General features: G+C 70.1%; 12 protein-coding genes. 10 read left to right on the top strand and 2 right to left on the bottom strand.

The features are described 5' to 3' along the window. Positions 1-163: 163 nt before the first annotated feature. Together AB0H83_RS23385 and AB0H83_RS23380 are read right to left on the bottom strand one after the other, a co-directional pair. Entirely contained in the window at positions 164-1,081 is a 918-nt protein-coding gene (locus AB0H83_RS23385; protein ID WP_360097594.1) for an aminoglycoside phosphotransferase family protein, read from the bottom strand. After that, on the bottom strand, positions 1,078-2,451 hold the full coding sequence (locus AB0H83_RS23380) for a transcriptional regulator (protein WP_360097591.1): 1,374 nt from the start codon (positions 2,449-2,451) through the stop codon (positions 1,078-1,080). Before AB0H83_RS23380 ends, AB0H83_RS23385 begins: the two co-directional genes overlap by 4 nt. 234 nt (positions 2,452-2,685) lie before the next feature. On the opposite strand from AB0H83_RS23380, the gene AB0H83_RS23375 reads away from it, so the two are divergent. The 10 genes from AB0H83_RS23375 to AB0H83_RS23330 all read left to right on the top strand — a co-directional run bounded on the left by AB0H83_RS23375 (position 2,686) and on the right by AB0H83_RS23330 (position 14,165). After that, entirely contained in the window at positions 2,686-4,602 is a 1,917-nt protein-coding gene (locus AB0H83_RS23375; protein ID WP_360097588.1) for a helix-turn-helix transcriptional regulator, read from the top strand. A 315-nt stretch (positions 4,603-4,917) separates the two neighbouring features. After that, entirely contained in the window at positions 4,918-7,437 is a 2,520-nt protein-coding gene (locus AB0H83_RS23370) for an ATP-binding protein (protein ID WP_360097585.1), read from the top strand. Between the two features lie 28 nt (positions 7,438-7,465). Beyond that, entirely contained in the window at positions 7,466-7,873 is a 408-nt protein-coding gene (locus AB0H83_RS23365; protein WP_360097582.1) for a roadblock/LC7 domain-containing protein, read from the top strand. A gap of 35 nt (positions 7,874-7,908) precedes the next feature. Then, positions 7,909-8,520 carry an ATP/GTP-binding protein gene (locus AB0H83_RS23360; RefSeq protein ID WP_360097738.1) on the top strand — a complete coding sequence of 204 codons (612 nt, stop codon included), beginning with the start codon at positions 7,909-7,911 and terminating at the stop codon, positions 8,518-8,520. A gap of 27 nt (positions 8,521-8,547) precedes the next feature. Then, positions 8,548-9,783, top strand: a complete 1,236-nt coding sequence (locus tag AB0H83_RS23355; RefSeq protein ID WP_360097579.1) for an ABC transporter substrate-binding protein — start codon at positions 8,548-8,550, stop codon at positions 9,781-9,783. A gap of 60 nt (positions 9,784-9,843) precedes the next feature. Further along, positions 9,844-10,725 carry a branched-chain amino acid ABC transporter permease gene (locus AB0H83_RS23350; RefSeq protein ID WP_360097576.1) on the top strand — a complete coding sequence of 294 codons (882 nt, stop codon included), beginning with the start codon at positions 9,844-9,846 and terminating at the stop codon, positions 10,723-10,725. After that, positions 10,722-11,723, top strand: coding sequence for a branched-chain amino acid ABC transporter permease (locus tag AB0H83_RS23345; RefSeq protein WP_360097573.1), 1,002 nt, complete (start codon positions 10,722-10,724; stop codon positions 11,721-11,723). The genes AB0H83_RS23350 and AB0H83_RS23345 overlap by 4 nt, the downstream gene beginning before the upstream one ends. Then, positions 11,720-12,481, top strand: coding sequence for an ABC transporter ATP-binding protein (locus AB0H83_RS23340; protein ID WP_360097570.1), 762 nt, complete (start codon positions 11,720-11,722; stop codon positions 12,479-12,481). Before AB0H83_RS23345 ends, AB0H83_RS23340 begins: the two co-directional genes overlap by 4 nt. A 2-nt stretch (positions 12,482-12,483) precedes the next feature. After that, positions 12,484-13,347, top strand: a complete 864-nt coding sequence (locus AB0H83_RS23335; RefSeq protein WP_360097567.1) for an ABC transporter ATP-binding protein — start codon at positions 12,484-12,486, stop codon at positions 13,345-13,347. Beyond that, positions 13,344-14,165, top strand: a complete 822-nt coding sequence (locus tag AB0H83_RS23330) for a class I SAM-dependent methyltransferase (protein WP_360097564.1) — start codon at positions 13,344-13,346, stop codon at positions 14,163-14,165. The genes AB0H83_RS23335 and AB0H83_RS23330 overlap by 4 nt, the downstream gene beginning before the upstream one ends. Positions 14,166-14,316: the final 151 nt, after the last annotated feature.

Genomic DNA, 14,316 nt, shown 5'->3' with positions numbered 1-14,316 from the left:
CATGGAGCTTCACTGCCAGTGTGCGAAACGCTCCAGGCGTTGCGTTGTGCGGGCAGGTTCGTCTCGACGCGGCGCAATTGTCAGAGACTCAGTGTTTCTGATCGCGACGGCGGCGGACCAGGTTGCGTGCCTGCTGTGTCGCCCCGATCACCAGCTACTGAGGTCAGCTGTAGGTGGTCCATTTTGCCGCGTTGTTGCCGCCTCTGATGCTGTCGAAGCGGAGGCGCCACTGGTGACGGATTCGCAGGTTGGTGTTAAGGATTGGTAGGACACTCGTGATGAGTTTCAGTTCGCGGATCTGCCGGAGCACCGGAAATCCGTCCCATCGCAAGATGTCGAAGCCGTAATCTGCGGCCAGCACATCGTGGGCGTCGCCTGGGTAGTCGAACCGAAGTTTGCCAACTGCGACGGGCGTCAGGTCCCATTCGCGCGGTCCGATGGCAGTGGAGTCGAAGTCGCAGATGATCGGGCCGTCCGGACTCATAAGAATGTTTCCGCTGAAGACGTCACCGTGGATAACGCCGGCTGGCAGTGTGAAGTTGACGTTGCCTAGGTCGCGCTCAGCCGAGTCAGTCAGCTGCTCCAGGAAGGCAAGCTCGTCGTCGGTCAAGCCGTCGGCGTCGTGAATCCGCTGCCGGATCTCAATGAAGGGATTCCATGCCGGCAGCTCGAACGGAGGTGCTGGCAGCGCCTCGAACATGCGGATGGTCGCAGCAAGGTCATGACCTGTCGGTCTGGCGCCGGTCTCAACCACAGCCTGCCAGGCGGTGACCAAGTGGCCATGTGCAGTGATCGGCTGCTGGATCCCGTCCAGCAGGCGAACGGCCGGCTGATGTCGCTCCTCCAGCCACTGCGCCACGCGAACGATCTTCGGCACCCGGCTGCGCATCGCCTCGGACCCGGCGATACGCAGCACAACCGGCGCGTTGGCAAGCCGGAAGACGGCGTTGTTGGTGAACTTGATCAGCGTGGCGTCGCGCACGTCAATGTCAAGGTGACGGCCCACTGCCTGGATGACCGCGTCCAGAGTCTGGGGCGTCAATCGATCATGCTGCTGAGCGTCGCGTTCGTTGGAAGTCATACCTTTCGCAGCGTAGCAATCCGGGCCATGAGGTCGCGAACGTCGGAGTCGCCGGCGCGCACTGCTGCTTCGGCCGCCAACGGCTCGAGGCGATCAATGGTGCGCACCGACCGTACCCGTTCCGCGAGATCGACTGCCTGATGTCCTGCCGCCACGCCCTCCGCAAGGTTGCCGAGTTGGAAGTGCACGGTGGCGAGGGCGGTCAGCTCGAAGGTGCGGCTGCGTGTCTCGGCCTCGTCGCGGAGGTCCAGACATGCGGTGAGCGAGGCTACTGCGTCATGCAGATGATGCTCTTTGCGGTCGCGCGGCAAAGCGGCATGCGCCATGCCGATCAAGGCGGTCAAGTCCGCCTCGCCGAAAAAGCGAACCCAGATCGGGGCCGATGCGAGGTCCGCGCGGCCGAACTCGTCCCGTGCGCGATTGATGGACTTCGCGGCCTGGCCGGCGTCGCCGAGGAGGCCGTATGTCCACGCTTCGTTTGCGCAGAGCAATGCCACGGTCAGGTCGCTTCCAGAGTCCTGTGCTGCGATCTGGCCGAGTTGAAAGAACCGCAGAGCTTGTTGCAGCAGTCCGCGGTGTAGGTGAAGGCGACCCATCCGGTAGAGGACGTTGGCAACGAGTGAAGAATCTTCGGCGTATCGTGCCTGCTCAAGGGCCCGCGCGAAGTGGCTACGGGCAGCGGAGTACAGGCCGACGTCGAAGGACGTCCATCCGGCGAGGTTGTGCAGGTCGGCAAGTGCCTGATGGAGCCGACGCTCGATATCCTGCCCTCGGTCGGCTGTCAACAGTCGTTGTGCCCACATGACCTGGGCGACTACCGCGTCGCGGCACGCTCCGCCACCAAAGCGGTAGTCCAGGGCCCTCATGGTGGCAGTCACGTGCTCGATGTTCTCGACGTCGGCAACGCCGACCCGGTCCGGAACCGGACTACGGTCCGATTCGACGGGCTGCCACCAGCGCGCGACATCGTGGACCGCAGCGCCCATGGTCACGTTCGCCGCGTGAGCGAGCAGTTGCCGAACCTCCTCGCGTTCATCAGCGTCTGGTGAGCAGGTAGCGCCAACGAGATCGAGCACGTCTGCGGCCGTCGCGTCATAGGCAAGACCCATGTATCCCCGCGGAACCCCGAGGCCATCGGCGATGCGGGCCAGAAGGTCGTACGAGGTGATGCGACGCCCGGTATGCAGCACCGAGTAGATCTCCGAAGGCGCCTGGCCGGTCAGTGCACCGATCGCTCTATGGGAGAACCCAGCATGGTTCAGCCGCGCGTACACCGTCTTGAGATCGTGACGCGCCAGGGCTACGCGCATCGCAGGATGCTCAAGCACCGGCGATGGAACCTTCAGCCGCGCAGCGCCGTCAACGGACATCACCGCTCCTAATGTGGCCGGGCGTGTCCGTACCGTAACCGCTCCGGTATGGAAACTGAAGCTCGCGGAATCGCCCGTCCCGCTCCATGAGGCTCCGGACGCTGAACATCGTCTCGTATGCAGGCCCCATCAGTGACTAGTGGAGCTAGTCGGCCTTGCTAGCCGCTCGGAGAACCGGCGCATCCGACTGTAGGCGCTGCTTGGGCGCAGGAGCGGTCCTATCGCAAGCTCTCGATGGATGTGACGTACCGCGTCGGGTGGAGCGCAATCGGTGAGCAGGCTGCCTGTTCCCGTGACAGCCCACAACCCGGCCCAGCCGCCAACCCGGGAGGTGAATCAGTGGAAACAGCGACCGTGCCAACGTGTGATGGTGGCCCGCCGGACTCCATTGGCTTGCCGACGGCTTGGCACGTTGCCCCGTCGATCTTGCGCGCGGCCGTCCCTCCGCCCGGGCCGGGCTCGTCGTCGGCGAAGGCGACAACTTCGACTACGCCGGCCAAATCTGCGCAAGGTCGCTTCGCGGCAGAACTGCGGTGCCGTCGAAAAGCGGCTGGTTGTTCCCAGCGTGTCGTTGGCGAGGCTGTTTTCGCCAGTCGCGAGTGGGTGACGAAGATAGAGGCTGGTTGTCGTTGGCCAGACCGCCATTTCGCCGAAGCTGTTGATCGTCTCCTTGGCGCTGGCACCGAGCTGCTGCAACTCTGGACCGAGGGCGACGCGGAACGAACTGTGGCCCAGCGCCAGCGGGCGATCACTGAACGGCGCCAAGGTCCACGCGAATTGCCAGCCGCGCGCGGTGATCAATCGATTCGTCAGGTGCTTGGCAGGGCCAATGACGGCTTTGCGGTGGCGCCGGAGATCATTGTCGTCGCGATCACTGCGCTCATGCGAATCGTCGCTGACCGAATCGACGGCGGCGAGATTGTCCGACAGGTCGGCGATCTGGAACAACGAGCGATGCTGCGCGAATTCAGCAGCGTAAGACTACGAGTGGTTGTCTCGCTGGCGCTCGACCTTGCCGGCGCCTCCGATCTGCTCAACCTACCCCGAGACGAGCCACTGCGAGCGCGGCTGACCCGACTGACTCTGTTGGATGAGGGGTTCGATCAATCGACTTGGTCGACGTCTGCAAGCTCCACGCGCGTCGACGGTGCACCGAATCCGGCCGACGCGGCGGACCCGAGCCGCTGGACGGCGCCGTCCGCACGCACGACACAGTCTATTGAGCGGCCGCCCAGACGTGCTGTGTCGCTGACGAGTAAAACGGTGCACGACGCTCCACGGTTTGCGGCTCTGGACACGCCAGGACCTGCGGCTGGAAGGTCGCAGGTAAACAACGGCGCCGGCCGGCCGCCGCCGCTCGCCGATCAGGTCGAGCTGTTCGGCCACTCAGCAGACGCGCTGGTTCTTGACATCAAGCTGCGGACGGACGGATTGTCGACTGCCCAGCTCGCGCTGGACCACCGATTTGCGGAAACACCGCGCGGGGGCATGGCTGACTTCCTAGGCGCCCCGAGACGTATACGCCGACCATCCAGGCGTGGCCTTGGGCCGCGGTGTGGTGCCCAGACCCACGGCCTCAACGGCCAACGTCGGCCAGAGCCAGCGGCCCATGGCGGCAGCGAACCGCGACGTCGAACCACTGATGGTCGGGTACAACCGGCGTGCGCGAGTGCTGTACCACGCCGCGCCCTGTTGCGCTCTGCCGGGATCTGCGGGAATGAATGCGATCAAGGCCGTGGCGCGGCATATGAGACGTCCGCCGGCTGCCGTTCGCAGATGGCTGCGGTGGCCGGCGGCACCAACCGTGATCCGCCTGCGTCGAGCCGGCGATCGAGATGCGGAACACCGGTCGAGCGGGCTGCGCGAACAGCCTGGGCAGGTTGCTCCATCAGGGCACAGGGGGAGGCGAGGGTGGCTACGTCCACCGGGACGAGCGGCGACGACCATGCGCTGTCGGTCATGGGCTCCGCGCTGCGGTACCAGCACCGAACTGCAGCGAACGGCGCATGTGCGGCTGGTTGTCGACAGCAGGTGCCGTGCTCGGGTCAGCGGCTCGGGACGTATGCGCTGCAGGCGGCGGGCGGGTCTTGGCATGAGCAGTTCTCGGCCCGGGTTGACGTGCTGACGAGCGGGATCCGGCATGACGGTTGAGACGCGACGGGGCGCGTTGACCGACGAGACCGGCCCGGTCGACCACGGCCGCTCCGCTGATACCGGCACGGCTCCGGGAGGCGCGGCGACACGGGGTGTGGCGGGGTCCGATTCGATCCGTGGCTCGCTGGCAGCACAGGCGACCGACCTCGTCAACGACGGCGTGACCGATGCGTGCTCCACGTTCGGCGTGGATCTCGAGCCCCGGCCAGCCCGGCTGCACGGCGGGTTGTCCGACCGGACCGCCGCCACATGCACGGCTGCGCGGCGCTCTGCACGGCGGCGGCCGTCGGCGCCGATGAGGAGGCGGTAGGCATGAGGATCACTGGGAAGCTGATGGTGCTGGTCGTGGTGCCGTTGGTCGCTGTGGTGGCCTTCGCCGGGCTGGCGCTGGTGTCCGCGGGTGGCCAGGCTCTGCGTGCTGACCGGCTGCGGTCGCTGGTGGTCGCCGGTGAGGCTGCCGGGGATCTGGCGTCGCGGTTGCAGACGGAGCGGGTGACCGCGGTTGAGGCGCTGGTCGGCCGGCCTGCCGGGGCGGTTGACGCCTACCTGCAGAAGGCCGCGGCGACGGATGCGGCGGCTGACCGGTTCCGTGGCGCGCAGTCGCAGCTGTCGCAGGTGCCGGGCGGCGTCCAGCGATTGCTGGACCGCGTTGACGCCGGCATTGGGCAGCTTGCGGCGCTGCGGGCGCGGGTGTCCTCGGGCAAGGGTGCCGCGTCGGCGCTGGTGTTCGCGTACCGAATCTTGATCGCTGACCTTGTCTCCTACCGCGAATCGATGGCCCAAGCCGGCGGCGCCCCGGCGGATATCGCTGACCGCATCCGCGCGGCGGCGGCCCTGTCCAGGGCGGTGGAGTTCGTGGGGTTGCAGCAGGTGGCGGCGCTGCGGGCGACGGAGTCGGAGCAGCTGACACCGGCGGCGTATCAGGACATCACCGCTGCGCGGACCGGCTACGCCGAGGCGGCGCTCACGTTCGGCGCGTTGGCGGCACCCCAGTGGCTGGATTGGCTGGACGGCGCGCTGACCGGCGATGACGTGGTCGCCGCGCAGCGCTTGGAGGACACCGTCGCGCGGATCCGCCCGGGTGCCCGTCTGGGGCTGGACCGCGCTGGGTGGACGTCGGCGATGAGCGCCCGGATCGAGCAGCTGCACCAGGTGGAGATCCGCATCGACGCGGAGATCGTCGCGGACGTAACGCAGCTGCGGGATGACCAGCGCTGGGTGACCGCGGTGGAGTTCGCCGCGGTGCTGGCCGCGGTGGCGGCGGTGATCGGGTTGGCGTTGTGGCTCGGCCGGCCGATGATCCGAGGTCTGCGGCGGCTGCGGGACACAGCCCGGCGGGTGGCGCGCCAAACGCTGCCCGCGGAGGTGGCCCGGCTAGCCGACCATGAGGTGCTGGGCGGACTAACTCCGGAGCAGTTCGCCGACAGCACCCCTGCCCCCGTGGACGTGCGGGGGCGCGACGAGCTGGCCGAGGTAGGTGCGGCGTTCAACGCGGTGCACCGTGAGGCGGTTCGGGTCGCCGCCGAACAAGCAACCACCCGGGTCGGGATCGCCGCGATGTTCGAAAGCCTGGCCCGGCGTGGGCAGGGACTGGCTGGGCAGCTGGTCGCCGAGCTGGATCGGCAGGAGCGCGGCGAGGAGGACCCGGACCGGTTGGCACAGTTGTTCCGCCTGGATCATCTGGCCGCGCTGCTGACCCGGACCAACGACAGCCTGCTGGTGCTGGGTGGCGGCGCGTCGGCGCGTCCCCGCCGCCAGGACGAGCCGATGGTCGACGTGCTGCGCGCGGCGCAGGGCCAGATCGAGCAGTACACGCGGATCGAGTTCGGGTTCATCGATGACCTGGTCGCCATTCGGGCCACGGCGGTGGACGACCTGGTGAAGCTCCTCGCCGAGTTGATGGACAACGGCTGCAGCTACTCCCAGGCCGCGGTCACCGTGTCGGCCAGGGTGCTCACCGATCGGGTGGTCATCCAGATCGTCGACGCCGGCATCGGCATCGACGCAGACCGGCGGCGCGGCTTCAACGAGCGCCTCGCGTCCGAGCACGGCCCGCTGGACCTGGCGGCGGTGCGGGCGATGGGCCTGACCGTGGTCGGTCGGCTTGCCGCCCGCCACCGGATCCGGGTGGAGCTACGGCCGGCCCAGCCCGGCACCATCGTCGACGTCACCGTGCCGGCGCACGTGTTCACCGTCGACACCACGCCACGACGGGCACTGGACACCGGCCATGCTCCGGTCGCGGCCCTCACCGGTGCTCGCGCCGGCGGCGGTCTGGGCGCTGGACCGGTTCCGGCCAGACAGCCGCGGGAACCAAGCGCGCCGCCGGCGGCACCGCTGTTCCAGGTCGACGGACCGGCGGCGCCGCCGCAGCCCCGACCGGCCGCCTGGCCGCCGAGCATTCCCGTGGCCGGGCCGGGGCCGGCAGCAGCCGACCTCGACGACACGGTGGAGGTACGCCTGCCGATCTTCGAAGCGGTCCAGGGCAGCTGGTTCGTCTCGGCGCCAGCGTCGCCCCCGGCCGTCGATGCCGACGGCGTGCCGGTGCCACCACCGGCCGAACCGTGGCAGATGACGGCGGACACCGGCTGGCAGGCCGCTGCGGCGGCAGCACAGCCGGCGGTCGGTGCGATCACCCGTACCGGCCTGCCCCAACGCGACCCGATGGCCAACCTGGTGCCCGGCAGCGTCGAGCAGGGCGGCCAGCCTGCGGTGCCAGCGGCGGAGTACCGCGACCCGCAGGCCGTGGCCGCGAGCCTGGCCGCCTACGGCCGGGGCCTGGCCCGCAACAGCCGCACCGGCGCGCACATCCACTCGACCTCGAACGTTTGACAGCCCATCCCTTGAGGAGCGAACCGTCGTGACCGTCGATGTGAACTTCCTACTGAACGACTTCGCCGCCCGGGTGCCGAAGGTCACGCACATTGTGGCTGTGTCGGCCGATGGGCTGCTCGTCGCCCGAAACCACAGCCTGCCCAGAGATGCCGCGGAACGGCTGGCCGCGATCGCATCCGGTCTGGTCGCGTTGCTGCACGGCGCGGCCAACAACCTGGAAGCCGGGCAGGTGGTGTCCAACCTGACCGAGATGACGGGCGGGCTCATGTTCACCATGTCGGTGTCCAACGGCGCGCTGCTTGCCCTGGCGGCCCCGGGGTGCGACATCGGGCAGGTGGGCCACGAACTGGCCGAGCTGATCAATCGGGTCGGACCCGCGTTGCGCCCGCAGGTACGGGCCGACGCGCTGACCGCGTCCGCGGTGGCCGGATAGGTGCGGGCATGGCAGCCACAGCGGCGCGAACCGTCATGCAGGCGGCAGTGACGTCCGGGGTCACGGCGGCGCGGTGCACACCGGTGAAGATCGTGATCGCGGGTGGGTTCGGCGTGGGAAAGACCACGATGGTCGCCTCGGTGTCGGAGATCGACCCGGTCACCACCGAGGTGGCGATGACCGCGGCGAGCCGGGCGCTGGATGACACGAGCGCCGTGCCGGCCAAGACGGCAACCACGGTGGCGATGGACTTCGGCCGCATCACCCTGCCCGAAGACCCCAGTGGCATAGCGCTGTTCCTGTTCGGCGTGCCGGGTCAGCAGCGGTTCTGGTTCATGTGGGACTCGGTCTGCCGCGGCGCGCTCGGCGCGATCGTCCTGGTCGACGTGCGGCGACTGAGGGACAGCTTCGGCCCGATCGACTACTTCGAGCGGACCGGGCTGCCGTTCGTGGTGGTCGTCAACCAGTTCGACGGCGCACCCGAGCACCCCGAACCGGAGCTCCGCGACGCGCTCGCGCTGCCTGCATCGGTGCCGGTGCTGGCCTGCGACGCCCGCCACCGCGAAGGCGCCAAGCAGGTCCTGATCACCCTCGTCGAGCACCTTCTAGCCCGGCGGCTCCGACCGCCCGGCACCGGTGCCCGCTAAGCCCACCAACCCCTCAGGAGCAGACACATGCAACAACGACGAACGCGGCACCACGCGACCTGGGCGACCCGGCCAGCCTGGGCGACCCGGCCAGCCTGGGCGACCCGGCCAGCCTGGGTGCTCGCGGCGTGCCTGGCGATGACCGGCTGCGGCGGCAGCAACGCTGGCGACACCGGCACCGAGACGGTGAAGATCGGGTTCGTGGGCAGCCTGTCCGGGACGTACCAGGACGTCGGGCAGGAGATGCGCGATGGGTTCCAGCTCTACCTGGACACCCACGGCGGCCGGTTCGGCGGCCGGAAGGTCGACCTCGTCGTCGCTGACGAAGGCAACGGCGCGGCCACCGCCCTGCCCGCGGCCACCCGACTGGTCAAGGACGAGCACGTCGCAGCACTGGCCGGGATCGTGGCGTCCGGGTCGTATCTGGCCATCTCCGCGCTCGCCGCCGAACACAAGATCCCGCTGATCGGGTCCAACGGCCGGCCCGACACCGAGAACTCCGACTGGCTGTGGACCACCAGCTTCCGGTCACCGGACCCGGGTACCGCGATCGCCCCGTACATCAAGGAGCACGTGGACGGGCCGGTGTGGGCGATCGGCCCGGACTACAAGGGCGGCTACGACCAGGTCGGCGGGTTCGTCGACACGTACACCAAGCTCGGCGGGAAACTCGCCAACCCGGGCGGCAAACCGACCTGGACACCGTTTCCGGCCACCCCGAACTACCTGCCGTACTTGTCGCAGATCGCCAAGTCCGACGCCAAAGCGGTGTACGCGTTCTTCGGCGGGGAGAACGCGATCGGGTTCGTAACCCAGTACAAGCAGTCCGACGCGCGGAACCTGCCGCTGTACGGGGCGTTCCTGACCGAAGGCCCCGTTCTGCAAGCCCAGGGCCCGGCAGCCGAAGGCATCTGGAACGTCCTCAACTACAGCCCGGACCTGGACAACGCTGCGAACCGCACGTTCATCGCCGAGTGGTCCACCCGCCACACGGACCGGTCGCCGACCACGTACGCGATGGCCGCCTACGACGCCGCCGCCGTCCTCGACAAGGCCATCGCCAGGATCAGCGGCAAGGTCACGCCGGTGAAGATCAACGAGGCGATCGGGCAGCTCGGGCAGATCGACAGCCCGCGCGGCAGCTGGCAGTTCAGCCCCAGGAACCACACCCCGATCCAGCACTGGTACCTGCGCGTGGTCCGCCGCGACGGTACCCAACTGGCCAACCGGGTCGTCCAGGACCTGGCCACCATCGGCGCCTGAACAGCCCTCTTTCCATCCTTTCCATCTGTCCGAGTTTGTCGGCGAGAGGACAAACCTGCCGTGGGCCCGCTCAATGCCCTCGATGCCTACCTGATCCCGGTCATCGACGGGGTCGCCTACGGGTTGCTGCTGTTCACCCTGGCAGCCCCCTTGACCCTGGTGTTCGGGGCGGGCGGGGTGCTGAACCTGGCCCACGGCAGCCTCTATGCCCTCGGCGCCTACGCCGCCGCGCTCATCAGCGACGGCTCCTGGACCAGCCTCGCCCTCGCCGCGGCCGCCGGAACCTTCGCCGGCGCGGCGGGTGGCGGGCTGCTGTCCGCGGCCCTCATGCCGGTCACCGGCCGGGGGCACTTGGCGCAGGCGCTGCTCACCTTCGGTGTCGCGCTCGTAGCCGGCGCAGCGCTCGTCCTGGCCTTCGGCCCGGACAACCTGCGCCCCACTGTCCCGGCCGGGCTGGACACCACGGTCAGCCTGGCGGGGCACCGGTACCCGGCGTACCGGCTGGCGTTCATCGCCATCGCGGCGGCCCTCGCCGCAGGCGGCTGGCTGGTCCTGGCCCGCAGCCGAGCCGGGGCCCGGCTGCGGGCCATGGTCGACGACCCGCACATGCTCGCCTGCCTGGGCACGAACCCCCGCACCGTCCTCGCCGCCGTCCTCACCGTCGGTGGCGCGCTGGCCGGCCTGACCGGGGTGCTCGGCGCGCCGATCATCGGACCAGGTCCGGGCACCGCGGACACGGTGCTGCTGCTGTCGCTGGTGATCGTCGTGGTCGGTGGGCTCGGCTCGGTCGGCGGCGCGGTCGCCGCCGCCGTCGGGGTCGGGCAGGTGCAAAGCCTCGGCGTGGTCCTCGCCCCGACGTGGACGCCGTACCTGCTGTTCGCCGCGATGGCCCTCGCATTGCTGGTGCGGCGCCAGCCGCTCCCGACCGGGGGTCACGCATGAGCCGCAGTTGGCGCGCGGTGCTGCGCCGTGGCAGCGGCCTCCCGGCACCGGTGTGGGGGCTGGCGACGACGGCGGCCCTCGCCACGGCCGGGTGCCTCGCAGACCCGTACACGCTGAGCACCTGGACCCGGATCCTCAGCCTCGGCCTGCTCGCCCTCAGCGTCGCCGTCCTGGCCGGGACCGCCGGGCTGCCCAGCCTCGGGCAGGTCGCCCCGTACGCCGTCGGCGCCTACACCACGGCGATCCTGGCCCGCCACGGCATCACCGCCGGCCCGGTCCAGCTCGCCGCCGCCGCTGCTGCCGCGGCCGTGTTCTGCCTCCCCATCGGCATCGCCGTGTCCCGCACCCGCGGGATCACGTTCCTGATGGCCACCCTCGCCGTGGGCGAGTTGACGGCGGTCGCGGCCGGGCAGTGGACGACGGTCACCGGCGGCACCGACGGCCTGGCCGGCATCCCCGCCACCCAACCGTGGTGGGGGACCGCGCCGATACTCGAGGACCAGGCCGTCTACGGCTACGCCGTCGCCGTCGCCGTGGCGGTCACCGCCGTCCTGTGGTGGACGCTGCGGACACCGGCCGGGCTGCTGCTGCAAGGGTGCCGCGACGACGAGACGCGGATGCGGGCCAGCGGGCACCCTGTCGCCCGGTACCTCGTCGCCGCCTACGTCGGCGCCGGTGCGATCGCCGGGATCGGCGGCGCGCTGCTGGTCACTGGACAACGCTATGTCTCACCCGGCGACGTCGGGTTCGAGGTCTCCGCCCTGGTGCTGCTCGCCGTGACGATCGGCGGTGGCAGGTCCCTCGGCGGCGCCCTCGCCGCGGTCGCCCTCGTCGCCCTCGTGCGGGACTGGGCCGCCGCCACCGTCCCCGGCCGCGGCCCGCTGCTGCTCGGTGCGTTGTTCATCGCCGCGGTGTACGTGCACCCGAAGGGCATGGTCGGACTCGGCCGGCGCCGCCGACAGCACCCGCCGGTCGAGGTGGAGGTGCCGTCGTCATGACCCAGACGTCCAGGCCGCAGCTGTCCGCCCGAGGGCTGACCCGCCGATACGGCGCCTTCCTCGCAGTCGATGACGTCGACCTCGACCTCGCGGCCGGGGACCGGCACGCGCTGATCGGACCCAACGGAGCCGGGAAGAGCACCCTGCTGAACCTCCTCGCAGGCACCATCCGGCCCACCGCCGGACAGGTCGTCCTCGCCGGGCGGGACATCACCCGCCTCCGCCCGGCCCGCCGCGCCCGGCTCGGCATCGGCCGCACCTTCCAGACTCCCGCCGTCCTGGAATCGCTCACGGCGCTGGACAATCTGGTCGTCGCCGCGTGGCGGCACACCGGCACGCACACCGCGTGGCGGCCCGCCAGGCGCCGCACACTCACCGCCCGTGGCCTGCACCGCCTCGACGAGGTCGGCCTCGGCGACCACGCGCACACCCCCGCCAGGGAACTCTCGCACGGGCAACGCCGGCTCCTGGAGATCGCCGGAGCGCTCAGCGCCGACCCGGCCGTGCTGCTGCTCGACGAACCCGCCGCCGGCCTCGCCGAACACGACCTGACCCTGCTGCTGGACGCGTTGCGGCGGCTGCCGGCGCAGACCGCGGTGCTGCTCGTGGAACACAACCAGGACGTGGTCACCACCCTCGCGCACACCGTGACCGTCCTGCACCACGGCCGGGTCCTGGCCACCGGCACCCCGCACGCCATCCACACCCACCCGGCGGTCGCTGAGGTCTACCTCGGCACCCCTCACGGGACGGGGTGAGCATGCGGCTGTCCCTGGAGCAGGTCAGCGCCGGCTACGGCGGCGGCGTGGTCGTGCACCGCATCGACCTGTCCGTCCCGGCCGGGACGGTGCACGCCGTCGTCGGGCATAACGGCGCCGGCAAAACCACCCTGCTGCACACCATCGCCGGGCTCATCTCACCAGCCACCGGCCGGATCCGCCTCGACGGCATCGACCTCACCCGGCAGCCCGCCCACCGGCGGACACGAGCCGGCATCGGCTACGTGCCGCAAGGCCGACGGGTGTTCGCCTCGCTCACCGTCGCGGAACACCTCGCCATCGCCCAACGCCACACCACCACCGGGACTTCGACTGCGGCGCGGTGGACCCCGGACAAGGTCCTGGAGCTCCTGCCGCACCTGGCCACCCGGCTGCGGCACCGCGGCGCGCACCTGTCCGGCGGCGAGCAGCAGATGCTGGCCATCGCCCGTGCCCTGCTCACCCAACCGGCGCTGCTGCTGCTCGACGAACCCACCGAAGGGCTCGCCCCCGCCATCACGGAGCAGATCAGCCGCACCATCACCGCCCTCGCCGGCGATGGCCTCGCCGTCCTGCTCGCCACCCCGCAACCCGATCTCGCCCGCGCGGTCGCCGACCACACCAGTGTGCTGACCGCCGGGCGGGTCACTGCCCACCTCGACGCACCCACCATCCGCGCCGACCCCGACGGACTGCGCGCGGCACTCACCCCCGGCACCCCCAGCAGCACCTCCGCCGGGACGGCCGCCGCGGCAACACCTGACCAGCGGCCGGGACGAGCCGCTGTCTGGATCGACACCCTCCCAGCTCCAAGCACCGCATCCACAACGACCACAGGAACCACCGCGACAGGAGGACTTTCGTGAGCAGCACCACCGTCACCGACGGCATCGAGGACCGCGCCGCCTACGCGCTCGGCAACAGCGCGGACAACGCGGCTGACCGGCTCACCGCACTGGATCACTTCCTCGACCCGTTCACCACCCGCGTCCTGGACGAGGTGCCGCTGCGGCCCGGCGACCGGTGTCTGGAAATCGGCCCTGGCAGCGGATCAATCGCCCGCTACCTGGCCGGTCGGGTCGGCCCGACCGGCCAGGTAGCCGCGGTCGACCTGGACCCCAGCCGGCTCGCCCCCGGCGGCAACCTCGACATCTTCCAGCACGACATCCGCGACGGGCTGCCGCTCGACGGGCCGTTCCACCTCATCCACGCCCGGCTGGTGCTGGTGCACCTGCCCGAACGCTACGACGTCCTCCGCACCCTCGCCGGTGCCCTCGCCCCCGGCGGGTGGCTGGTCCTCGGCGACTTCGGCGACACCCCCATGACCGTCTACAGCAGCCCCAGCGACAGCGACACCGACCTGTACATCCGCGTCGTCTACGCGCTGCAACACGTCCTGGAAGGCCACGGCGTCGACATGGCCTGGGCCGACGCCACCCACACCGCTATGCGAAACGTCGGCCTCCACAACGTCCACGCCGTCGAGCACGCGGAAAGCTGGTCCGGCGGCAGCACCGCCATGCGCATGCACCACGCCAACACATCCCAGACGCAGGACGAGCTGCTCCAGCACGGAATCACCACCGCCGACCTGGACCGCTTCCGCGAGCTGGTGGCCGATCCCGGCTTCATCGCCCGCTCCTACCGGTTCGTGTGCACCCGCGGGCAACGACCGCTCCAGTAGACGCCATGCGCCGGCACCGTCACTCCGCTCATCCAGCGCGCCGCGTGACTCGACCGGTCCGGCCCCCTGCCGCTGTGCCGCCGCCTCCATCCCCGTTGGCGGCGGCCGGCTCAACCCCACTCGACGCGAACTGCCGAACCAGACGTGGAAG

Origin of the sequence: Dactylosporangium sp. NPDC050688 (assembly GCF_040654515.1) — a bacterium.
GTDB lineage: Bacteria > Actinomycetota > Actinomycetes > Mycobacteriales > Micromonosporaceae > Dactylosporangium.
Note: the sequence above shows the minus strand (reverse complement) of the source record. Positions and strands in the feature narration are given on the sequence as shown.

Bases quoted from the DNA above. Each gene is read 5' to 3' on its own strand.
- AB0H83_RS23380 (WP_360097591.1), bottom strand. From the start codon at position 2,451: ATGTCCGTTGACGGCGCTGCGCGGCTGAAGGTTCCATCGCCGGTGCTT.
- AB0H83_RS23360 (WP_360097738.1), top strand. From the start codon at position 7,909: ATGCAGGCGGCAGTGACGTCCGGGGTCACGGCGGCGCGGTGCACACCG.
- AB0H83_RS23370 (WP_360097585.1), top strand. From the start codon at position 4,918: ATGAGGATCACTGGGAAGCTGATGGTGCTGGTCGTGGTGCCGTTGGTC.
- AB0H83_RS23340 (WP_360097570.1), top strand. From the start codon at position 11,720: ATGACCCAGACGTCCAGGCCGCAGCTGTCCGCCCGAGGGCTGACCCGC.
- AB0H83_RS23335 (WP_360097567.1), top strand. From the start codon at position 12,484: ATGCGGCTGTCCCTGGAGCAGGTCAGCGCCGGCTACGGCGGCGGCGTG.
- AB0H83_RS23385 (WP_360097594.1), bottom strand. From the start codon at position 1,081: ATGACTTCCAACGAACGCGACGCTCAGCAGCATGATCGATTGACGCCC.
- AB0H83_RS23355 (WP_360097579.1), top strand. From the start codon at position 8,548: ATGCAACAACGACGAACGCGGCACCACGCGACCTGGGCGACCCGGCCA.
- AB0H83_RS23345 (WP_360097573.1), top strand. From the start codon at position 10,722: ATGAGCCGCAGTTGGCGCGCGGTGCTGCGCCGTGGCAGCGGCCTCCCG.
- AB0H83_RS23375 (WP_360097588.1), top strand. From the start codon at position 2,686: ATGGATGTGACGTACCGCGTCGGGTGGAGCGCAATCGGTGAGCAGGCT.